21 protein-coding genes and 6 tRNA genes are annotated in these 18,759 nt (G+C 68.6%); 22 read left to right on the forward strand and 5 right to left on the reverse strand.

Annotated features, from left to right (window positions below; all coding sequences use genetic code 11):
* Positions 1-89: 89 nt before the first annotated feature.
* On the reverse strand, positions 90-584 hold the full coding sequence (locus ABD172_RS11060; protein ID WP_344309618.1) for a YajQ family cyclic di-GMP-binding protein: 495 nt from the start codon (positions 582-584) through the stop codon (positions 90-92).
* 314 nt (positions 585-898) lie between these two features.
* Here ABD172_RS11060 and ABD172_RS11065 point away from each other — a divergent pair.
* Positions 899-980, forward strand: a tRNA-Tyr gene (locus tag ABD172_RS11065).
* Positions 981-1,062: 82 nt separating this feature from the next.
* Here the strand turns inward: ABD172_RS11065 and ABD172_RS11070 are convergent.
* On the reverse strand, positions 1,063-1,542 hold the full coding sequence (locus ABD172_RS11070; protein WP_344309620.1) for a transcriptional regulator: 480 nt from the start codon (positions 1,540-1,542) through the stop codon (positions 1,063-1,065).
* Complete coding sequence (locus ABD172_RS11075) at positions 1,539-2,063, reverse strand: hypothetical protein (RefSeq protein ID WP_344309622.1); 525 nt, start codon at positions 2,061-2,063, stop codon at positions 1,539-1,541. Before ABD172_RS11075 ends, ABD172_RS11070 begins: the two co-directional genes overlap by 4 nt.
* Positions 2,064-2,178: 115 nt before the next feature.
* Between ABD172_RS11075 and ABD172_RS11080 the strand changes: the two genes are divergently transcribed.
* The 11 genes from ABD172_RS11080 (at position 2,179) to ABD172_RS11130 (ending at position 7,725) form a co-directional block, all read left to right on the forward strand.
* Positions 2,179-2,970, forward strand: coding sequence for a glycerophosphodiester phosphodiesterase (locus ABD172_RS11080; protein ID WP_344309625.1), 792 nt, complete (start codon positions 2,179-2,181; stop codon positions 2,968-2,970).
* A 12-nt stretch (positions 2,971-2,982) separates the two neighbouring features.
* Positions 2,983-3,477: a YbaK/EbsC family protein gene (locus ABD172_RS11085; protein ID WP_344309627.1), complete on the forward strand. Its 495-nt coding sequence runs from the start codon at positions 2,983-2,985 to the stop codon at positions 3,475-3,477.
* 131 nt (positions 3,478-3,608) lie between these two features.
* Positions 3,609-3,681 (forward strand) — tRNA-Thr (locus tag ABD172_RS11090).
* A 26-nt stretch (positions 3,682-3,707) separates the two neighbouring features.
* Positions 3,708-3,781 (forward strand) — tRNA-Met (locus ABD172_RS11095).
* A 289-nt stretch (positions 3,782-4,070) separates the two neighbouring features.
* Positions 4,071-4,143 (forward strand) — tRNA-Thr (locus ABD172_RS11100).
* A 25-nt stretch (positions 4,144-4,168) separates the two neighbouring features.
* Positions 4,169-4,242, forward strand: a tRNA-Met gene (locus ABD172_RS11105).
* Positions 4,243-4,408: 166 nt separating this feature from the next.
* The gene (locus ABD172_RS11110; protein WP_344309628.1) at positions 4,409-4,606 is read left to right on the forward strand and encodes a hypothetical protein; all 198 of its coding nucleotides are present in this window, start codon (positions 4,409-4,411) and stop codon (positions 4,604-4,606) included.
* Between the two features lie 114 nt (positions 4,607-4,720).
* Positions 4,721-5,566, forward strand: coding sequence for a TetR-type transcription factor C-terminal domain-containing protein (locus tag ABD172_RS11115; protein WP_344309631.1), 846 nt, complete (start codon positions 4,721-4,723; stop codon positions 5,564-5,566).
* A 121-nt stretch (positions 5,567-5,687) separates the two neighbouring features.
* Entirely contained in the window at positions 5,688-6,140 is a 453-nt protein-coding gene (locus ABD172_RS11120; RefSeq protein ID WP_344309633.1) for an FAS1-like dehydratase domain-containing protein, read from the forward strand.
* A complete protein-coding gene (locus tag ABD172_RS11125; protein ID WP_344309636.1) occupies positions 6,137-6,628 on the forward strand; it encodes a MaoC/PaaZ C-terminal domain-containing protein in 492 nt (163 codons plus the stop codon). Before ABD172_RS11120 ends, ABD172_RS11125 begins: the two co-directional genes overlap by 4 nt.
* Positions 6,625-7,725 (forward strand): UDP-N-acetylmuramate dehydrogenase, encoded by a 1,101-nt coding sequence (locus tag ABD172_RS11130; protein ID WP_344309638.1) that lies wholly within the window; start codon positions 6,625-6,627, stop codon positions 7,723-7,725. Before ABD172_RS11125 ends, ABD172_RS11130 begins: the two co-directional genes overlap by 4 nt.
* Before the next feature lie 151 nt (positions 7,726-7,876).
* Here ABD172_RS11130 and ABD172_RS11135 read toward each other — a convergent pair whose 3' ends face one another.
* Positions 7,877-8,911: an adenosine deaminase gene (locus ABD172_RS11135; RefSeq protein ID WP_344309640.1), complete on the reverse strand. Its 1,035-nt coding sequence runs from the start codon at positions 8,909-8,911 to the stop codon at positions 7,877-7,879.
* A gap of 31 nt (positions 8,912-8,942) precedes the next feature.
* On the opposite strand from ABD172_RS11135, the gene ABD172_RS11140 reads away from it, so the two are divergent.
* The 9 genes from ABD172_RS11140 (at position 8,943) to rplL (ending at position 16,217) form a co-directional block, all read left to right on the forward strand.
* On the forward strand, positions 8,943-10,640 hold the full coding sequence (locus tag ABD172_RS11140; RefSeq protein ID WP_344309641.1) for a metallophosphoesterase family protein: 1,698 nt from the start codon (positions 8,943-8,945) through the stop codon (positions 10,638-10,640).
* 163 nt (positions 10,641-10,803) lie between these two features.
* Positions 10,804-10,876, forward strand: a tRNA-Trp gene (locus ABD172_RS11145).
* Positions 10,877-10,959: 83 nt separating this feature from the next.
* Positions 10,960-11,223 carry a preprotein translocase subunit SecE gene (secE, locus tag ABD172_RS11150; protein ID WP_344309643.1) on the forward strand — a complete coding sequence of 88 codons (264 nt, stop codon included), beginning with the start codon at positions 10,960-10,962 and terminating at the stop codon, positions 11,221-11,223.
* Positions 11,224-11,377: 154 nt separating this feature from the next.
* A complete protein-coding gene (gene nusG / locus ABD172_RS11155) occupies positions 11,378-12,250 on the forward strand; it encodes a transcription termination/antitermination protein NusG (protein WP_344309645.1) in 873 nt (290 codons plus the stop codon).
* Positions 12,251-12,905: 655 nt separating this feature from the next.
* Positions 12,906-13,343 carry a 50S ribosomal protein L11 gene (rplK, locus tag ABD172_RS11160; RefSeq protein WP_344309647.1) on the forward strand — a complete coding sequence of 146 codons (438 nt, stop codon included), beginning with the start codon at positions 12,906-12,908 and terminating at the stop codon, positions 13,341-13,343.
* 101 nt (positions 13,344-13,444) lie between these two features.
* A complete protein-coding gene (gene rplA / locus ABD172_RS11165) occupies positions 13,445-14,140 on the forward strand; it encodes a 50S ribosomal protein L1 (RefSeq protein ID WP_344309649.1) in 696 nt (231 codons plus the stop codon).
* Positions 14,141-14,327: 187 nt separating this feature from the next.
* Positions 14,328-14,678: a hypothetical protein gene (locus ABD172_RS11170; protein WP_344309651.1), complete on the forward strand. Its 351-nt coding sequence runs from the start codon at positions 14,328-14,330 to the stop codon at positions 14,676-14,678.
* A 552-nt stretch (positions 14,679-15,230) separates the two neighbouring features.
* A complete protein-coding gene (rplJ, locus tag ABD172_RS11175; RefSeq protein WP_344309652.1) occupies positions 15,231-15,758 on the forward strand; it encodes a 50S ribosomal protein L10 in 528 nt (175 codons plus the stop codon).
* Positions 15,759-15,830: 72 nt separating this feature from the next.
* A complete protein-coding gene (rplL, locus tag ABD172_RS11180; RefSeq protein ID WP_344309655.1) occupies positions 15,831-16,217 on the forward strand; it encodes a 50S ribosomal protein L7/L12 in 387 nt (128 codons plus the stop codon).
* 288 nt (positions 16,218-16,505) lie between these two features.
* Here rplL and ABD172_RS11185 read toward each other — a convergent pair whose 3' ends face one another.
* Complete coding sequence (locus ABD172_RS11185) at positions 16,506-17,384, reverse strand: MBL fold metallo-hydrolase (protein ID WP_344309657.1); 879 nt, start codon at positions 17,382-17,384, stop codon at positions 16,506-16,508.
* A 270-nt stretch (positions 17,385-17,654) separates the two neighbouring features.
* Here ABD172_RS11185 and ABD172_RS11190 point away from each other — a divergent pair, with 270 nt between their 5' ends.
* A complete protein-coding gene (locus tag ABD172_RS11190) occupies positions 17,655-18,755 on the forward strand; it encodes an ABC transporter substrate-binding protein (protein WP_344309659.1) in 1,101 nt (366 codons plus the stop codon).
* The last annotated feature ends 4 nt before the right edge of the window (positions 18,756-18,759 follow it).

Raw genomic sequence — 18,759 nt, forward strand, 5'->3', positions numbered from 1 at the left:
AGTTCCTGCGCGGCCCGCTTCGTTGTGCGGCCGGGGGCACGAGGCCGGCGCACAGCAGAGGGTCGCCCGGACGGCGCCTCGGCGGTGCGTCAGCGGTAGTTCACGAACTGGAGGTCGACGTCGAGGTCCTTGCCCTTGAGGAGGGCGATGACCGCCTGGAGGTCGTCCCGGGACTTCGAGGTGACGCGGAGTTCGTCGCCCTGGATCTGGGCCTTGACGCCCTTGGGGCCCTCGTCGCGGATGATCTTCGAGACCTTCTTCGCGTTGTCCTTGTCGATGCCCTCCTTGAGGTCGCCCTCGAGGCGGTACTCCTTGCCGGACGCGTAGGGCTCACCGGATTCGAAGGACTTGAGGGAGATGCCGCGCTTGACGAGCTTGGACTGGAAGACGTCGAGGATGGCCTTGACGTGCTGCTCGGAGTCGGCCTTCATCATCACGTGGGTCTCGCCCGACCACTCGATGCTCGCGCCCGAGCCGCGGAAGTCGTAGCGGGACCCGATCTCCTTGGCGGCCTGGTTGAGCGCGTTGTCGGCCTCCTGCCGATCGACCTTGCTCACGATGTCGAAGGAGGAATCGCTTGCCATGGGTGTCTCCGTTCCTGCTGGTCGGTGGGCGTGCGCCCCGCGCGCGGCGGCCGGTGGCCCGGACGGGTACGGCGGGCGGGGGCACGGTCGGTGATCGCCCCACAGTCTAGTGCGCGACTCACGGCCGACCGGGTGCGGTGCCGGTGGTATGCCGTGGCCCCGGGTGCCTGGGGGCCGTGCGGCGGGTGTGGTGCGCGGCGCCTCGGCGGTGGGCCGGAGGTGTGACGAGGGGCACTGCTGTGCGATTTGGAGATCGCAGAAACGACCGAGTACGCTGGTTCGAGTGTTCACGGCGGAAGTCGTGGAAACGGTTCGGCAGGTTGTCCGAGCGGCCAAAGGAATCTGACTGTAAATCAGACGGCATTGCCTTCAGAGGTTCGAATCCTCTACCTGCCACCGCTCGCGGAAGCCCCGGCCCTGCAGGATCCCCGAGATCCCGCAGAGCCGGGGCTTCCGTCGTTCCTGAGGGACCGGGTCCTCACTCCGCGGGGAAGCGGCCGCCCGCGATGAGGCGCAGCCCCTCGAGGTGTGACTCGAGGACGCGGATTCCCTCGGGGGTGATGCGGTACCACGTGGCGGGGCGCCGGCCCACGAAGCTCTTGCTCACCTCGATGAGTCCCTCCTTCTCGAGCGTCGACGCGTGTTTCGAGAGCACCGAATCGGAGACGCCGAGGGAATCACGGACGGAGGCGAAGTGTCGCCTCTGCGAATCACGGAGCCCCGCAACGAGCGCGAGGCGCGCCGGATTGGCGAGCACGGGGGAGAGGAGCGCGATCGCGGCGGCAGCGCCGGTGTCGAATTCCCCGGCGGTGGTTCCCCGTGCGCCGAATTCCCCGGCCGCGGAACCGGCGGTGCGCGGCGCGGGATCCGGTGACGCGGCCTGCGAGGACGGGCTCTGCGGCGACGAGGGCACGGGCGACGAGGGCGGCGGTGAAGGCCCCTGCGGTAACGGGGTCATGCGGGGCGGAACTCCCGCGTCGCTCCCACCACGGCGAGCACCATGACGATCAGGGCGCCGACGGAGGCGATGACGGGCCCAGTCGAGTCCATGAAGAACGCCCCGCCGGCGATGCCGAGGGTGTAGGCAACGGTCATGCCGGCGAAGACAACGCCGTAGCGGCGGCCGGCGCCGCGCGGTGCCGAACGCGCGAACCGTGCGAGGAAGTACGCCATGACGAGGACGAAGGACACGTGGATGACGGTGTTCGCGACGAATGCGAAGGGGTACTCCGCGCGGTCGATCCACAGTGCCGAGGTGAGCGATCCCGCATAGGTCGCCGCTCCGCAGATGTAGGCGAGGGGGAAGACCCACCGGTTCTCGGCGCGGGTGACGGCGCGGGCGGTGTGCGCGGTGTCGATGAGGCGGGCGGCCTCGGCCGGGGAAAGCGCCGCCCCGGCCGGTGACGGCGAAGGCGGCGTCACTCCGGCAGGCCGGCCGCGCGGGGTGGGGCGGTCCGCCGGGATGTCGGGTGCGTTCATGAGGACTCCAAGGTGAGTGAGGAATGACGACAGGAGCAACGGGCGCTTTTCACGCTAGCAACTACTTTCCGGTATGGAAAGTGAATTCCCTGGCCTCCCGGATAGGCTCGGAATCATGAACTTCACCCAGTATCTGGCCTCCCATCACGAGGGACGGCGCCCCGGAGGTGACCAGAAGCCCTGGGTCATCGCGCACCGCGGGTACTCCGCGGCGGCGCCGGAGAACACGCTCGCGGCTGTCGACGCCGCGCGTGCGATCGGGGTCGATCTCATCGAGATCGACCTCGGTCTCTCCGGGGACGGCACGCCGATGGTCATCCACGACCAGTCGATCGACCGCACGACGAACCTCCGCGGCCAGGTCTCGCTCCTCAGCGACGAGCAGCTCTCGCTCGCGGACGCGGGTGCCTGGCTCGGCGACGGTTTCGCGGGCCAGCGGATCCCCGCGCTCCGGCGCCTGCTCGAGGACGTCGAGGACCGGGGTGGCACGATCCTCCTCGAGTTCAAGGACGACTGGTCCCCGGCTGCGATCGCCCGGGTCTCCCGCGACATCACGGAGACGCGCATGGCGGATCGCGTGCTCATCCAGAGCTTCTCCGTGCCGACGCTCACCGCGTGCCGGGACGTCATTCCGATGGTGCCGCGGGCCCTCCTGCGCATGGTGCCGCGGCCGGACGACGCACGCCTCCTCGAGGACCTCGACGCCGTCGCCTACAACCCCTCGCACCGCGGTTTCCTCACCCGCCGGTCCGTCGCCGAGGACATCATGAATGCCGGGTACGGCATGTTCATCTGGACCGTCGACGACCCCCAGGACTGGGAGCGTCTCCTCGGGTCCGGCATCCACGGGATCATCACGAACCACCCCGGCCGGCTCCAGGGCTACCTCGCCGCGAAGTACGACTGAACAGGAGTTCTCATGACCGCCGAGCACCTCCCGATCGCTGACCTGCCCGAGGAGAGCCGGAAGCTCTCCGCAGCCCTCGCCGAGGCGGGGATCGCCACCGACGTCGTCGTCCTTCCCGACGGGGTGCCGACCGCCGCTCACGCGGCGGAGGTGCTCGGCGTCGGGGTCGGTGCGATCGCCAACAGCCTCGTGTTCGAGTGCGGTGGCGCGCCGCTGCTCGTGATGACGAGCGGGGCGCATCGGGTGAATACGAAGGCGCTGGCGGAGCGCCTCGGGAAGTCGCGGATCACACGCGCGTCCCCGGAGTTCGTCCTCGAGTCGACCGGGCAGAGGGTCGGGGGCGTGGCGCCGGCCGGTCATCCTGCGCCGCTCGAGACGATCGTCGACGAGACGCTGGCGGGGTTCCCGGTGTTGTGGGCCGGGGGTGGCACGGTCTCGACGATGGTGTCGATGACCTTCGACGAACTCGTGCGACTCACCGGTGGACAGGTGACGAGCGTCGAGTGACGGAGATCACGGCGAATCCATCCGTGAGGTCGGTGGCGAGCAGTCCCCACTTCCGCGGATTCCTGCGGATCGTGGGCGGTCCATCCGGATTTTGAGAGTCCTCGGATCTGCCTGTAGAGTATTCACTCGTTGCCCCAATAGCTCAGACGGCAGAGCGTTTCCATGGTAAGGAAAAGGTCAAGGGTTCGATTCCCTTTTGGGGCTCTCGCGCGAGAGCGATCTCGCGCAGGGGCGGGATAGCTCAGCTGGTTAGAGCGCACGACTCATAATCGTGAGGTCGCGGGATCGAGCCCCGCTCCCGCTACGTGAGGAAGCCGATGGTCACCGGAAGGTGGGCATCGGCTTCGTTCGTTCCTGTCGGGAGGGCGCGGCCCGCGGGCGCCTGCAAGGAGATCTCCCGCGGAAGCACATTGTGATGCATCGGCGCCCGATCGCGGCAGAAAGTGTCGCAGCGGATGATCGCGTTGCTCCACGACTTCGAGGTTCGATCGTTCCATGACTCCGAGGCTCCGTCGCTCCGCGGTTCCGTGACCGAGATCGCAGCCGAAGGATTATGCGAACCACGCGAGGACCGTCTAGAGTATTCAAGCGTTGCCCCAATAGCTCAGACGGCAGAGCGTTTCCATGGTAAGGAAAAGGTCAAGGGTTCGATTCCCTTTTGGGGCTCTGTGCGAGCAGTCGCTTGTGCTGGGGCGGGATAGCTCAGCTGGTTAGAGCGCACGACTCATAATCGTGAGGTCGGGGGATCGAGCCCCCCTCCCGCTACGGATGAAGCCTCCACCTCCGGGTGGAGGCTTCCTTCATTCATCCGCCCGAGGGTCGTTCGGGGCGCCGAAACGTGCGTACAGCCCGAGGGTGCCGTGCGAAGTCGGAGTCGACGATCGGATATCGTGGTGACGCGACATCATCGCGCGCGTGAATGGAGACGTCGGTGGACAAGCCACGTGGTCGGGACGGCTTCGGGCCGGGGTACAAGCTGGGCTTCTGGATCCAGTACATCCTCGTGCACGTCATGGGTCCGTCCACGAGCAACGGCAACCGGGACCCCCGCGTGCAGCTCAAGCGCGAATACGAACGTCGCCGCGCGCTGCATGAGCAGTGGCTGGAGAGCCGGCGGGGCACTGCCTGACCGCGCGGCCAGGACTTCGCGGTAGGAATTCCCGGCAGGAATGCGATGGGCCTCACGCGTCCACGCCCGGTTTCCTTGTTTTAACAGCGCCGAACAATCGGTAGGCTGCTTCTCATGGTGAGCACGCAGGACGGGACCAATACAGCGGATCTGAGCACCGGACTGCGCGTGCGTACCGCGCGCAATGCCGCGGGCCTCACCCTCGAGCACGTGAGCCGCCGGATCGGCGTGAGCCCGGCGACCCTCTCCCTCATCGAACGCGACAAGGTGTCGGTGACCCCGGAACGCCTCGGCCTCATCGCGGAGGTCTTCGGGATGGACGTCGAGTCACTGCTGAGCGGTGCCGGCGTCCCGGACCCCGACGCCGCGGGCACGGACGACACCCACCCCAAGGTCCTCGAGGCCGCGATCGACTGCTTCGTGAAGTGGGGCTATCACGGTACGTCCATGCGTCAGATCGCACACGCCGGGAACGTGAGCGTCGCCGGTGTCTACCACTACTACCCGAGCAAGCAGCAGATGCTCGTCGCGATCCTCGACGTCACGATGAAGGAACTCATCGAGGGCATGTCCGGCGTCCGCGCGAAGGTGCAGGACCTGCCGCCGGCCGAGCGCTTCCACGCCCTCGTCGAGGGGCTCGCCTACTACCACGCGACCTCGCAGAAGAACGCGTTCATCGGCGCCAGCGAGATGCGCAGCCTCGAGGAACCGCACCGCACCCGGATCGCGGATCTCCGCCGGTCCGTGCAGTACCTGCTCGACGAGGAGGCCCGCCGCGCGGTGGAGGACGGCGTGTTCCGCACGAAGGACGCCCGCTTCGCCTCCCGCGTCGTCGCGAACATGTGCACCTCCCTCGCGCAGTGGTACGACCCGACCGGTACGGTGAGTCCCGAACAAGCGGCGAAGGACCTCGCCGACTACGCTGTCGCCCTCATGACGGCCGGCACCGAGGACCGCTGACCCGCAGCACCACCCGGCCACCCCGCCCCGCCGAGGCGCCCCGCCACCCGGGGCCGTTCCGTCACCGGGACATGGCCGGAGGAACCGCATCCCACCGACAACAGAGAAGAGAGGGACCGCCGTGAGTGTGAACACGGAACTCGCGGGCACCAGCTACACGCTGGAGACCCCGTTCGAGGTGAGCCGGGAGGCCATCGCCGCCTTCGCCCGCGCCACCGGAGCCACGCACCCCGCACACGTCGACGTGGAGGCCGCGAAGGCGCTCGGGTACACGGATGTCGTCGCTCCCGCGACCTTCGCCGTCGTCCCCGCCCAGCGCACCGAGGGTCTCTACATCTCCCGCCCGGACGCCGGCATCGACTTCTCCCGGGTCGTCCACGGCTCCGAGCAGTTCACGTACACGCGTCCGATCGTCGCCGGTGACGTCCTCGCCGCGACGTGCCACGTCGACGGCCTGCGTGAGGCGGGCGGCCACGCCATGATCACCACTCGGACCGAACTCTCCGATGCCGCGTCGGGCGATCCCGTCGTGTCCGTCGTGTCCACCATCGTCGTGCGAGGAGATGCAGCATGACCACCCCCGCTCCCGGCTCCACGCCCGCACCCGCCGAGGCGCCCCGCCCCACGCTCTCGTCCCTCGAGGTCGGACAGGTCGTCCTCACCGAGCAGGTCCCCGTGTCCCGCGCGTCCCTCGTGAAGTACGCGGGTGCTTCGGGCGACTTCAACCACATCCACTGGAACGAGCGCTTCGCGAAGGAAGTGGGACTGCCGAACGTCATCGCCCACGGCATGCTCACGATGGGCAGCGTCGCCGGGCGGATCACGGACTGGACGGGTGACCCGGGGTCCGTCGTCGACCTCCGCACCCGGTTCACCGCCCCCGTCGTCGTCCCGGACTCGGAGTCCGGCGCCCCGGACCAGCCCACTGCGTTCCTCGACCTCATGGCGACGGTGCAGAAGATCGACGCCGAGGCCGGAACCGCGACCCTCGCCGTCGAGGTCACCGTCGACGGGGAGAAGGTGCTCGGACGCACCCAGGCCGTCGTCCGCCTCGGCGCATGAGCGAGACCCGCACCCTCGCGGAGTTCACGACCTTCCGGGTGGGCGGCCCCGCCGCGGACCTCACGGAGGCGACCACCCGGGAGGAACTCCTCGACTTCTGTCGTGCCCACCCCCTGCACATCGGCCACGAGGGCGCGTCCGCGCACTCGGCGCACGCGGTGCTCTTCGTCGGCGGGGGTTCGAACCTCCTCGTCTCCGATGCCGGTTTCGCCGGCAGCGTCTGCGCCGTGCGCACCCGCGGCATCGAGACCCGGGACCTCGCCGGTGGCGAGGTGCTCGTGACCGCCGAGGCGGGGGAGAACTGGGACGAGTTCGTCGCCTCGTGCGTGGCCGAGGGCCTCGCGGGCCTCGAGCCCCTGTCGGGTATTCCCGGCACCGTGGGGTCGACCCCGGTGCAGAACGTCGGTGCGTACGGCACCGAGGTCGCAGAGACCATCGAATCCGTGCTCGTCCACGACCGGTTCTCCGGGGACGAGCTCGTGCTCGGTGCCCGGGAACTCGAGTTCGCGTACCGCACCTCACGGCTCAAGCGGACCGCGCACGAGTTCGGCACCGTCCGGTTCGTCGTGATCGCGGTGCGGTTCCGACTGCGGCGTTCGGAACTGTCCACGCCCGTCCGGTACGCGCAGCTCGCGCAGGCCCTCGACGTCGACCTCGGGGCCCGCGTCCCGCTCTCCCGGGTCCGCCGTGAGGTCCTCGCACTGCGGGCCTCGAAGGGCATGGTCCTCGACGAGGACGATCACGACACGTGGTCGGCCGGGTCGTTCTTCACGAACCCGATCCTCCCGAAGGACTTCGTCCTGCCCGAGGGTGCCCCGACGTACCCGGTGCACGACGCGATCACGGGTGCCCGTGACGGGGGTGTGCAGAAGACCTCGGCCGCGTGGCTCATCGATCACGCGGGATTCGACAAGGGGTTCGGCGTCGGCGCGAAGCGGGCGACGCTCTCGACGAAACACACGCTCGCCCTCACGAACCGGGGCTCGGCGAACTGCGAGGACGTCCTCGAACTCGCCCGGCACATCCGCGACGGCGTGCGTTCGGCGTTCGGGATCACACTCGTGCCCGAGCCCGATTTCATCGGCGTGAGCCTGTAGTCGGGTCACTCCGGGGCGAGCAACAGACGGCGACACGGGAAAGTTCCACGATGGCGGTCCGCGCGAACCTTGTTCATGGAATTTCTCCGTGTGATCGGCCGGGCTGCAGCCCGCGACGGCCGCATCGCGCGACCGCAGCCCGCGACAGCCGTCACCGCGTACCGCGCACCGCGCGTTCCCACTCGTCGATGTCGGCGAGGACCCGGGACACGCGGTGCGCGGACATCCGGGAGATCCGCACGGACGACCGCGCGAGCTCCGCGAGCTGGTGCGGGGAGAATCCGAGGTCCTGTGCGGTCGCGTACTGATCGACGAGTCGGGAGTCGAAGATGAGCGGGTCGTCGGCACCGAGGGCGATCTGCGCACCCCGGTCGAACAGCATCGGCAGCGGCACCTCGTCGGGTTCCGCGTACACCCCGAGTTCGACGTTGGACCCCGGGCACACCTCGAACCCGATCCCGCCATCGATGATCTCGGCGAGCAGGACCGGGTCCTCCACGGCCCGAATCCCATGGCCGAGGCGGTCCGGCCGCAGGTGCTCCACCACCTCCCGGATATGGGCGGGGCCCAGGAGCTCCCCGCCGTGCGGGACCGAGGCGAGCCCGGCCCGGCGAGCGATCCGGAACGCCGGTGCGAACGCCTCCGTGTGCCCGGCGCGTTCGTCGTTCGACAGCCCGAAGCCGACGACCGTCCCCACGTCGTCCCCGACGTACTGCGCGGCGAGTCGCGCGAGCGTCCGGGCGTCGAGCGGGTGCCGGGTCCGGGAGGCCGCGACGATCACCGCGACCCCGAAGTCCTCGTCGGAGTTCGCCCGCGCCTCGTCGAGCACGATCTCGAGCGCGGGGGTGATGCCTCCGACGTCGGGGGCGTACGAAGTCGGGTCGACCTGGATCTCGAGCCACCTCGACCCCTCGGCGCGGTCGAGCGCGGCCGCTTCCCGGACGACCCGCCTCATGACGTCCTCCCCGCGGACGACGTGCCGGGCGGCCTCGTAGAGGTGCTGGAAACGGAACCACCCCCGGGCATCCGGGGTGAGATCCCGCGGCCGCCCGCCGACGATCCCGCGGGGGAGCCGGACACCGGCCTCGGCCGCGAGTTCGCGCAGGGTCGCATCCGTGAGGGAACCGGTGAAGTGCAGGTGCAGATGGGCCTTCGGCAGGGCACGGAGCGCGTCACGGGTCACCATGGGGAGAGTGTAGGTGTGTTTGCATGGAGGCATGCCGACAGCACCCCAACTGCTCACGGAGGATCCCCGCGCGGCACGCCGGGAGGTGCCCGCGGCCGGGCCGAGGCACCGGCGCAGCCTCCCCGTCCGCCTGCTGACGGGACTTCTCGTCTGGCTCGCGTGTGCGCTCCTCGTCGTCCCGTGGGCACTGTTCTCCGCCCGGACCGAGGCGCCCTTCGGTCCCCACATGGCCGAGTACACGCTCACCCACGACGGCCTCGCGACGGTCGACCTGGGCCCACTCGGGCGGTTGCGCATTCCCGCAGAGGACATGCTCCCGCTCGGCCTCGGCGTGCAGGTCCGCGTCGCGGAGATCCCCACGGGCTCCGGAGCCGGCGCGGACACCCTCGACGCTCTCGGCACCGACGTCGCGTCCTACGCGACGTTCTTCTCCGCGCCCGAGGCGACCGTTACCACCGTGACGAAGGGTCTCCTCCGCGACACCCTCCTGAGGGCCGCCGCCGGCGGCACCGCCCTGGCGGCGGCAGCCGGAACGGTGGTGGTTCTCGCCCGCGCCTCGGCAGATCCCCGGACGGTACGTCGCGGCCGGACCGCGCTCGCTGCCGGCGCGGTGTGCGTGCTCGTCGCGGAGATCGCCGCGGTGCCACGGGGGACGGGGGAGCCGCTCGTGCCCACCCCTGCGCTCGAGGGAACGCCGCTGGCCGGGGCCCAGGTGACGGGGCGCCTCGGGCCGGTGGTGGACGAGGCCGCCGGGTACGTCACCGACTTCACGGCGGACAACGACGCGTTCTACAGCGCAGCCCGCGCGAACCTCGCCGAGGCATGGCCCCAGCGGTCGCGGACCGCACGGTACTCGTCCGAGCTCGGGTTCGTGCCGCCGGCGCCCGCGGGGCCGCTCGAAGGAGGCGTGCTGCGGCGGGCCGCTCCCGCGGAGGGTGTGACGACGATGGTGCTGAGCTCGGACGTGCACTGCAACGTCGGGATGGCCGGGGTGATCGGTGACGTCGTGCGCTACACCGACGCGGACCTCTTCGTCGATGCGGGCGACGCGACGATGACGGGAACCCCGGCGGAGAACCTCTGCGTGGACGCGATCGACACCGCGGTCGCGAACGGCGTACCGCGCGTGTTCGTCAAGGGGAACCACGACTCGCAGGAGACCGCCCGGCATGCGGAGGGCCTCGGGTGGACGGTGCTGCGTGGCCGTGAGGTGGACGTCGCGGGGCTCACGTTCCTCGGAGACGGTGATCCGCGGCGGACGGAGTTCCCTACCGGTTCGGTGCCCGAGGCGAACGCGGCCGGAGTCCTCGAGACCCAGCAGGAGTTCGGCGAACGCATGGCCGCGGAGGCGTGCCGGGTCCGCCCGGACGTGCTCCTCATCCACGACCCCGCGCACTCCGAGGCGGCACTCGGTACCGGCTGCGCACCCCTGTCGCTCGGCGGTCACCGGCATCGGAAGGACGGTCCGGTGAACGTCGGGGCGGGGATCCGGTACGTGAACCCCACGACCGGCGGAGCACTCGCGAACGCGCTCACCCCCGGCCCGCTCAAGATGGACGCCGGGCTCACGGTGGTGCGGTTCGACACCTCGACCGGGCGAGCGATCGACGTCCAGGAGATCGTCGTCGGGATGGACACGCAGGTGACGATCGGGCCGTGGGAACCGGTTCCGGAGGCCGGGTACGTGGCCGCGCTCACAGACCCCGGGTCGATTCGCCAACCCGCCTGACATGCCTGTATGCTCGTCTACCGGCGGCACCACGGCAGGCCCGGTCTCCGTGTCCACGCTTCGGTGTTCTTTCCGGCAGAACGGTGTTCTTCCGGACGCAGTGTCGGGACGGTTCCTCGGAACAGTTCCGGCCGATCGGATAGAGTGCCACGTGAGCCGCCGTAGGGGTGTGGCGCAATTGGTAGCGCAACGGTCTCCAAAACCGTAGGTTGCAGGTTCGAGTCCTGTCGCCCCTGCTCAAGGATCGCCGGTCGGCTCCGGGTCGCCCCGGGCCGACCGGCGATTTCGTCCACAGGAACATCGACCGGAGTGAGGGCGCGTGGAATCCACGGCAAAGGCTGGGCAGCCGCACCGCGATGCGAAGAAGCGTGGCTTCTTCGGCACCATCCTGCAGTTCTTCCGCGAAGTGGTGTCCGAGCTCAAGAAGGTCGTCACCCCGACCCGCAAGGAGCTCATCAATTTCGTGCTCGTCGTGCTGGCGTTCGTCATCGTGATGATGCTCCTCGTGACCGCACTCGACTTCGTCTTCGGCAAGCTGGCCGCCACGGTGTTCGCCGGCGAGTCCCTCTGGCCGCTCTGGTGACCCCTCGCTCCCACGCGGAGCGCCCCGGGACGGCCCTCCACCGAGACCGTCCCGATCCACCCGGGTCCGAGAGATCGGGCCCGGAGCCATCCGGTAGAGAACCGAACCACTGAGCACGGCGACGCACCGAGCACAACGCACACAAGGAGAACTGGTGTCCGAGAACACTCCGGAAAACGAGAACGTCGAAGAGACCGAGGTTCTCTCTGCCGAGACGACCGAGGCCGAGACCCTCGAGGGGCAGCCGGTCGCCGAGGACCAGGTCCCGGCCGTGGACGGTGCCGCCGATGACGCGTCGGCCGAGGCGCCCGTCGCCGAGTCCGAGGTCGTGGCCGACGAGGCTGCGGAGGTCGAGGGTGAGGCCGTCGAGGCTGCCGACGACGCGGATGCCGATGAGGACGCGGTCGACCCGGCCGTCGAGGAGTTCAAGTCCGAACTCCGCTCGCAGGTCGGTGACTGGTACGTCATCCACTCCTACGCCGGCTACGAGAACCGCGTGAAGACCAACCTCGAGAACCGCGCCGTGTCGCTCGACATGGAGGACTACATCTTCGAGGTGCAGGTCCCCATGGAGGACGTCGTCGAGATCAAGAACGGTCAGCGCAAGACGGTGCGCCGTGTGCGCATCCCCGGTTACGTGCTCGTCCGCATGGACCTCACCGACGAGTCGTGGGGCGTCGTCCGCAACACCCCGGGTATCACCGGCTTCGTCGGTAACGCCTACGACCCGGTTCCGCTCACGATCGACGAGGTCTTCTCGATGCTCGCTCCGGTCTTCGAGGAGAAGCAGGCGGAGGCGCTCCGGGCCACCGACGAGGCCGAGGCCAGCCGCCGTGCGGCCGGTCGCCCGGTCGTCGTCGAGTTCGAGGTCGGCGAGTCCGTCATGGTGAAGGAGGGCTCCTTCGAGGGTCACCCCGCCACCGTCCAGGAGATCAACCCGACCACGCAGAAGCTCACGGTGCTCCTCTCGATCTTCGAGCGCGATGTCCCGGTGGAACTCGGCTTCGACCAGGTCGCCAAGATCTGACGCACGTCGTACACATCCGCACAGCGCCCCGTCACGGACATCCGTGACGGGGCGTTTTGCGTGCGGGGACGCCTCGAGACACGGGAGAATCTCCGGGACAGGGCTTCTGAAGGCGTCCACTCGAGAACTTTCCCGTGATGCGCCACACGCCCCCGGACCGACGTTCTGTTGAGAGGACGATTGTCTTCGGGTGCGGCTGCTCAAGTTGCGATTCTGTGCTGGGAAAACGCGAATCACGACATTCGATCGGGATCTCGATCGGGCGTCCGCACGGAATCGGGATGTCAACAGGTGGAAGCTGAAGTGCGATCTCAACGGGCGTCGCTGCGATGTCGATCGTGAGGTCGTCGTATCGACGGGCGGCGACACGGGGAAAGTTCATGATGGCGGCTCGCGCGAACCGCCATCGTGGAACTTTCCCGTGTTGCCGTCGTCCTCGTCGTTGCTGAGCCTCGCGGCAGTGGGTTCTGCCCCGCGACATGAGTGCGATCCGGCAGTCCCGTGTGACGGGGGCAACGTCGCCCGCGGTTCCGTCGGGCCCTCGGGCTGTGGAATAATGGTCTGGTTTGATTGCCCGGAAACTCATCGGAATCCGGGTGCTCGGACCTCTTGCGGCATCCGCTGCGAGAGTACGCAACAGATTAAGGACCGCACAATGCCTCCCAAGAAGAAGGTTTCCGGCCTGATCAAGCTCCAGATCCAGGCTGGCGCCGCTAACCCGGCACCGCCGATCGGCCCGGCGCTCGGTCAGCACGGTGTCAACATCATGGAATTCTGCAAGGCGTACAACGCTGCGACGGAATCCCAGCGCGGCAACGTCGTTCCGGTGGAGATCACCGTTTACGAGGACCGTTCGTTCACCTTCATCCTCAAGACCCCGCCGGCTGCAGAGCTCATCAAGAAGGCTGCCGGCCTCAAGTCGGGTTCCGCCACCCCGCACACCGTCAAGGTGGGTCACCTCACGGTCGACCAGGTGCGCGAGATCGCCCAGACCAAGATGCCCGACCTCAACGCCAATGACATCGAGGCCGCCTCGAAGATCATCGCGGGCACCGCACGTTCGATGGGTATCACCACCGACGTCGAGATGTGACCGGTTCCCCGTCCCGGGGAGCCACGATCCTTTCGGATCACCACCACACATTCGTGGGAGGGCCGGCGCGGCCCACACCACAACTGCAAGGAGAAAAGCAGATGGCTAAGCGCTCGAAGGCCTACCGGGCCGCCGCCGAGAAGATCGCGGCAGACATGCACTACGAGCCGGCCGAGGGCATCGCTCTCGCCGCAGAGACCTCCGTCGCGAAGTTCGACGCAACCGTCGAGGTTGCTCTTCGCCTCTCGGTCGACCCCCGCAAGGCAGACCAGATGGTGCGCGGCACCGTCAACCTCCCGCACGGCACCGGCAAGACCGCCCGGGTCCTGGTGTTCGCCGCCGGCGACCGTGCAGAGGCAGCACGCGAAGCAGGTGCCGACTTCGTCGGTTCCGATGACCTGCTCGAGAAGGTGGCCGGTGGCTTCACCGACTTCGACGCCGCCGTTGCCACCCCGGACATGATGGGCAAGGTCGGTCGCCTCGGTAAGGTGCTCGGTCCCCGTGGCCTCATGCCGAACCCGAAGACCGGCACCGTCACCATGGACGTCGCCAAGGCCGTCACCGAGATCAAGGGTGGCAAGATCGAGTTCCGCGTCGACAAGCACGCGAACCTCCACTTCATCATCGGCAAGGTCTCCTTCGGTGCTGAAAAGCTCCAGGAGAACTTCACCGCCGCGATGGACGAGATCATCCGCCTCAAGCCGTCCTCGGCGAAGGGTCGCTACATTTCGAAGGCCACCGTCACCACGACGAACGGCCCCGGCGTTCCGCTCGAGGTCGCGTCGCTCCGCGCGTGATCTGCTGATCGCCTGATCCACACGGGCCCGGTACAACTCCTTTCCGAAGGGGTTGTACCGGGCCCGTGTCGTTGCGCCCGGGCCGTTTCCTGAAAGGGGACTTGTCCGATTCTCGGTAGACTCTTCCGGTGCCTTCGGAACGAGAGACGACATGAGCCCGTCCCCGGCAGAGAGAACCGCATAGCGCATGGACGCCGCTGTTGCAGCTCACACGACACTCCTCGCGCCCGCCTTCGCCACCGACGATCTGTTCGTCACCAGCGACTTCACCGCCGGCGTCGGTCCCGAATTCGACGCGCTCATGCGCGCCTCCCTCGCCCGCACGGACCTGCGGGTCACCGTCATGATCGGGCCGGAGATCCTGTTCGACATCGGGGACGGGTATCCCGAGGCGCCGTTCGCACAGCGCGTTCTCGGCGCCCTGCGCAGGGACGCGGAGGACCGAGGCGCCACACCGCCGGATGCGTTCGTTCACCTGACGCCGATCGGCGCGGGCCTGAGCCTGCTCGCGGTCGCGTACGGACCGACCCTCGGATAGGCGGGTCGGATCGTACTCGGGAGCGCGGGTCCGCTCGTCGCCGACCCCGATGGCGATGGGAGCCTGTGGGACGGTATTCACCACCACGATCGAACCCGCCGTGCCGACGACCGCTCCGATCACCCCGAAGAGCGCAACCCGCAGGTCCGAGTCCGTGCTGGAGGACCGTGGCCCCGAGCTGGCGATCGAGGCGCGCGGCGCCTCGGCGACGTGACGTCCGTCTCGAACGGTCCCGGAACCCGGGTTCCGAGTTGTGTGGCCGCCTCGGCCTGCTCTACAGTTGTGGGTGCCCAAGACCGTCGGTCTCCTCGGGCAACCTCGGTTCCACGAACGGTCCGGTTCATTCGGACGGTACGTGATCGGAGGTGGCCGGAGGACGAAGACTCGCAAGAGTGGCCCGCGCAGGTGACATCAGAACGACTGCTCCACGAGCGGGAACCGCAGCACGCGAGTGCGAAGGATTCCGCGAACGGAGAACGCAAGCGTTCCGTGCTCACTGCGCGGAACGCTTTTTTCGTGTCCGGAGTACCGGCTTCGTACGAAAGGAATACCATGGCGAGGCCTGACAAGGCAGCCGCGATTGCGGAGATCAAGGAACTCCTTGAGAACTCTTCCGCCGCAGTGCTGACCGAGTACCGCGGTCTCACCGTTGCGCAGATGAAAGATCTGCGCCGTGCTCTCGGTGAGAACGCCACCTACGCCGTGGTAAAGAACACGCTCACGAACCTCGCTGCCAAGGAACTCGGCATCGATGCGTTCGACGGTCAGCTCAACGGCCCGACCGCCGTCGCATTCGTTTCCGGTGAACCCTCCGAGGCGGCCAAGGCTCTGCGTGACTTTGCCAAGGCGAACGACAAGCTCGTCATCAAGGGAGGCCTTCTCGAAGGCAAGGCCCTCGATGCAGCTGAGATTGCGAAGCTCGCCGACCTCGAGTCCCGCGAGGTCCTCCTCGCGAAGGCTGCTGGTGCGATGAAGGGCGGCATGGCCAAGGCCGCTGCCGTCTTCCAGGCACCGCTGGTCAAGTTTGTCCGGACCGCAGACGCTCTTCGCGAGAAGAACGCCGGCGCCGAGGCAGCCTGAGCTTCACCCCTTTAGTCAAAAACTTCGGCGTGCCGATCCGGGCCCGCCACCCAATGGAAGGACTTTGCCATCATGGCCAAGCTCACCCCCGAAGAGCTCATTGAAGCTTTCAAGGAACTTTCCCTCATCGAGCTCTCCGACTTCGTGAAGCTCTTCGAAGAGACCTTCGAGGTCGAGGCTGCCGCTCCGGTCGCCGTTGCCGCTGCCGGTGCTCCGGCTGCCGGTGGCGCCGAGGCCGCTGCTGAGAAGGACGAGTTCGACGTCGTTCTCGAGTCGGCAGGCGAGAAGAAGGTTCCGGTCATCAAGGAGGTGCGCGCCCTCACCTCCCTCGGTCTCAAGGAGGCCAAGGAGCTCGTCGACGGTGCACCCAAGGCCGTCCTCGAGGGCGTCGCCAAGGACGTTGCCGAGAAGGCCAAGGAGCAGCTCGAGGGCGCCGGCGCAACCGTCACCCTCAAGTGATCCGTGGTGCACACTCGGCCGTGATCCACGGCTGAGCGCACCGCCTCTCTTGACGAAGGGCCCCGGTCCACACTTCGGTGTGGCCGGGGTCTTTCGGCATTCAGCTGGGTGTTCGGGGTGGTGGGCCGTGGTGGCCGGCGCGTGCGGTCCGCGCGTGGGGTGCGCGCGAAAGCACCGGTGTGCGCTCGGTGGTGCGGTACGAAGTGGTGTACGGAGCTCAAGGCGTGCTGTTCAGCCGGGTCGGGCGGGCCGCGCGGGTCGGACGGGTCGGGGCGGTCAGGTGGCCCCTCACCGCATCCGGCGGAGGGTTCCTCCGGGGAACTCCTGCTCGGACAGCCAGGGGAACGCGGCGGCGGAACGTGCGGGCACATCGGCGGAGTCGTCGGCCGCGACGGCCGCCACGTCGTGGGCCTGCGCCTGTGCGAACTCCCGGTCGACCGGCAGCCCGTGTCCGGGCAGGAACAGCCCGAGGCACTCCTCGGCGAGCAGGGTCCGCAGACTCTGTGCCCACGCACCGGGCTCCGCGGTGTCGAACTGCGGTGGAGCGCCCTCCTCGAGGAGGTCCCCGACGAATGCAAGATCCTCGTGGACGAGGACGAGGTCCGTCTCCGTGTGCCCGGGCAGGAGGCGCGCCTCGAGGAGGACCTCCGCATCACCGGCAGCGGTCCCTGTGTCAGCTCCGATGTCGGTTCCGCTTCCAGATCCGGAGACGGTTCCGGCGCCGCTTCCCGTAGCGGCACCACCAATGGCGTCGTCCCCACCCGCCGAGGCGCCCCGCCCGAGCGACACCGTGTCCCCGTCGGCGAGCTGCCGCACCTCGACCGCGAGCGCGCTCGGATCGGACGGCAGCCCGGGCTCGTGCTCGAGGGGTACCTCGTGGAGCTGCACCCACGCGGAGCCCGCCTGATCGCGGACGAACGCGGGAGAGCCGAGGAACTCCTCGGCCCCGGCGTCCCGGAACGTGGCATTGCCGAAGAAGTGGTCCCAGTGGTCGTGCGTGTTCACGACGACGAACGGGAGGGCGGTGACGGAGCGGAACGCCGCGAGGATCCGCGCGGCCTGCGTGGGACCGGCGCCGGTGTCGACGACGAGAGCCCGCTCGGAGCCGACGACGAGGTACGAGTTGAGCGCGACGGGGTCCGAGGTGAAGACGTACACGGCAGTCATGCGGTCCACTCTAGGTTCGCGCGCCCGTGGGCCGACGCGCCGGGAGGCCCGCGAGTCCGAGAGCCCACGAGCCGGAGCGCACGCACGGCACAGACACCGCCCGCCACGCCGCTGCCGCGTTCACCTCGCGTCCACCTGTGCGCCGCCTTTCCGTTCCACCCGCCTGCGAGACTCCCGGGGTCGATTCCGCACCGACGGCCCTGCACCGGAGGTTCCTCACCACCGATGCCGCACCGTCGTTCCGCCCCGTTCCCCCCGAAAGAGGTTGCCATGTCCCTGTGGACCGCATTCCGCTCCGGCCACCCCACCGCATCCGCGCGCATCCGCCGCACTCCGCTCGCCGTCACCGCGGCCGCGTCCGCACTCGTCCTGCTCTCGGCCTGCGATGTGAGCGGTGCCGCCTCGACCGCGGAGACCGAGGGCGCATCCGACGCCGCAGACGCGGACTCCGGTGCGGTGTCGGGTGAGGTCAACCTCTACACCTCCGAGCCCGAGGCCAAGATCCAGGAGATCATCACCGCCTTCAACGAGCAGTACCCGGACGTCGACGTCGAGGTGTTCCGCGCCGGCACCGGTGAGCTCAAGACCCGCATCGCGACGGAGAAGCAGTCGGGCTCGATCGGTGCCGACGTCCTCCTCGCCGCCGACGTCCCCACCTTCGAGACCTACGCCGCCGAGGGCGACCTCGCGGCCCTCGACGGCGTCGACCTCGAGGGCGTCGAGGAGGAGCAGATCGACGCGGAGAACATGTACGTCGGCACCCGCATCATCCCGACCGTCATCGCGTACAACACGAACGAGGTCACCGAGGCTCCGACGACCTGGGCCGAACTCGCGGACCCGCAGTACAAGGACCGGCTCGTCATGCCGAACCCCGAGGTGTCCGGCGCGGCAGCCTTCAACGCCGCGGTGTGGCTGTCCCAGCCCGAGCTCGGGGAGCAGTGGATGACGGAGCTCGCCGCGAACAATCCCACCATCGTCGAGTCGAACGGACCCGTCTCGCAGAACGTCGCGAACGCGACCCAGCCGATCGGCGTCGTCGTCGACTACCTCGTGCGTGACCTCGCGGCCGAGGGCAGCCCGATCGCGGTCTCCTACCCGACCGACGGCGTGCCCTACGTCAACCAGCCGGCCGGCATCTTCGAGGACTCCGACAACCCGGAGGCGGCCGCCGCCTTCGTCGAGTTCCTCGTCTCCCCGGAGGGTCAGGAACTCGCGGTCGAGCAGAACTACGTCCCCGTCCGCGGCGACGTGGGCACGCCCGACGGCGCGCCGGCCCTCGAGGACCTCGCCCTCGTGACCCCCGACTACGAGAAGATCACCGCCGAGCAGGACGCCGCCGTCGCGACCTTCGCCGAGCTCTTCACCTGATCCG

This window comes from Brevibacterium samyangense, assembly GCF_039529845.1.
In the GTDB taxonomy this organism is placed as follows: Bacteria; Actinomycetota; Actinomycetes; order Actinomycetales; family Brevibacteriaceae; genus Brevibacterium; species Brevibacterium samyangense.

Excerpts from the sequence above, each read along its gene's own strand:
- ABD172_RS11060 (WP_344309618.1), bottom strand. The coding sequence starts at position 584 with ATGGCAAGCGATTCCTCCTTCGACATCGTGAGCAAGGTCGATCGGCAG.
- ABD172_RS11070 (WP_344309620.1), bottom strand. The coding sequence starts at position 1,542 with ATGACCCCGTTACCGCAGGGGCCTTCACCGCCGCCCTCGTCGCCCGTG.
- ABD172_RS11075 (WP_344309622.1), bottom strand. The coding sequence starts at position 2,063 with ATGAACGCACCCGACATCCCGGCGGACCGCCCCACCCCGCGCGGCCGG.
- ABD172_RS11080 (WP_344309625.1), top strand. The coding sequence starts at position 2,179 with ATGAACTTCACCCAGTATCTGGCCTCCCATCACGAGGGACGGCGCCCC.
- ABD172_RS11085 (WP_344309627.1), top strand. The coding sequence starts at position 2,983 with ATGACCGCCGAGCACCTCCCGATCGCTGACCTGCCCGAGGAGAGCCGG.
- ABD172_RS11115 (WP_344309631.1), top strand. The coding sequence starts at position 4,721 with ATGGTGAGCACGCAGGACGGGACCAATACAGCGGATCTGAGCACCGGA.
- ABD172_RS11125 (WP_344309636.1), top strand. The coding sequence starts at position 6,137 with ATGACCACCCCCGCTCCCGGCTCCACGCCCGCACCCGCCGAGGCGCCC.
- ABD172_RS11130 (WP_344309638.1), top strand. The coding sequence starts at position 6,625 with ATGAGCGAGACCCGCACCCTCGCGGAGTTCACGACCTTCCGGGTGGGC.
- ABD172_RS11135 (WP_344309640.1), bottom strand. The coding sequence starts at position 8,911 with ATGGTGACCCGTGACGCGCTCCGTGCCCTGCCGAAGGCCCATCTGCAC.
- ABD172_RS11140 (WP_344309641.1), top strand. The coding sequence starts at position 8,943 with ATGCCGACAGCACCCCAACTGCTCACGGAGGATCCCCGCGCGGCACGC.
- rplK (WP_344309647.1), top strand. The coding sequence starts at position 12,906 with ATGCCTCCCAAGAAGAAGGTTTCCGGCCTGATCAAGCTCCAGATCCAG.
- rplA (WP_344309649.1), top strand. The coding sequence starts at position 13,445 with ATGGCTAAGCGCTCGAAGGCCTACCGGGCCGCCGCCGAGAAGATCGCG.
- ABD172_RS11170 (WP_344309651.1), top strand. The coding sequence starts at position 14,328 with ATGGACGCCGCTGTTGCAGCTCACACGACACTCCTCGCGCCCGCCTTC.
- rplJ (WP_344309652.1), top strand. The coding sequence starts at position 15,231 with ATGGCGAGGCCTGACAAGGCAGCCGCGATTGCGGAGATCAAGGAACTC.
- rplL (WP_344309655.1), top strand. The coding sequence starts at position 15,831 with ATGGCCAAGCTCACCCCCGAAGAGCTCATTGAAGCTTTCAAGGAACTT.
- ABD172_RS11185 (WP_344309657.1), bottom strand. The coding sequence starts at position 17,384 with ATGACTGCCGTGTACGTCTTCACCTCGGACCCCGTCGCGCTCAACTCG.
- ABD172_RS11190 (WP_344309659.1), top strand. The coding sequence starts at position 17,655 with ATGTCCCTGTGGACCGCATTCCGCTCCGGCCACCCCACCGCATCCGCG.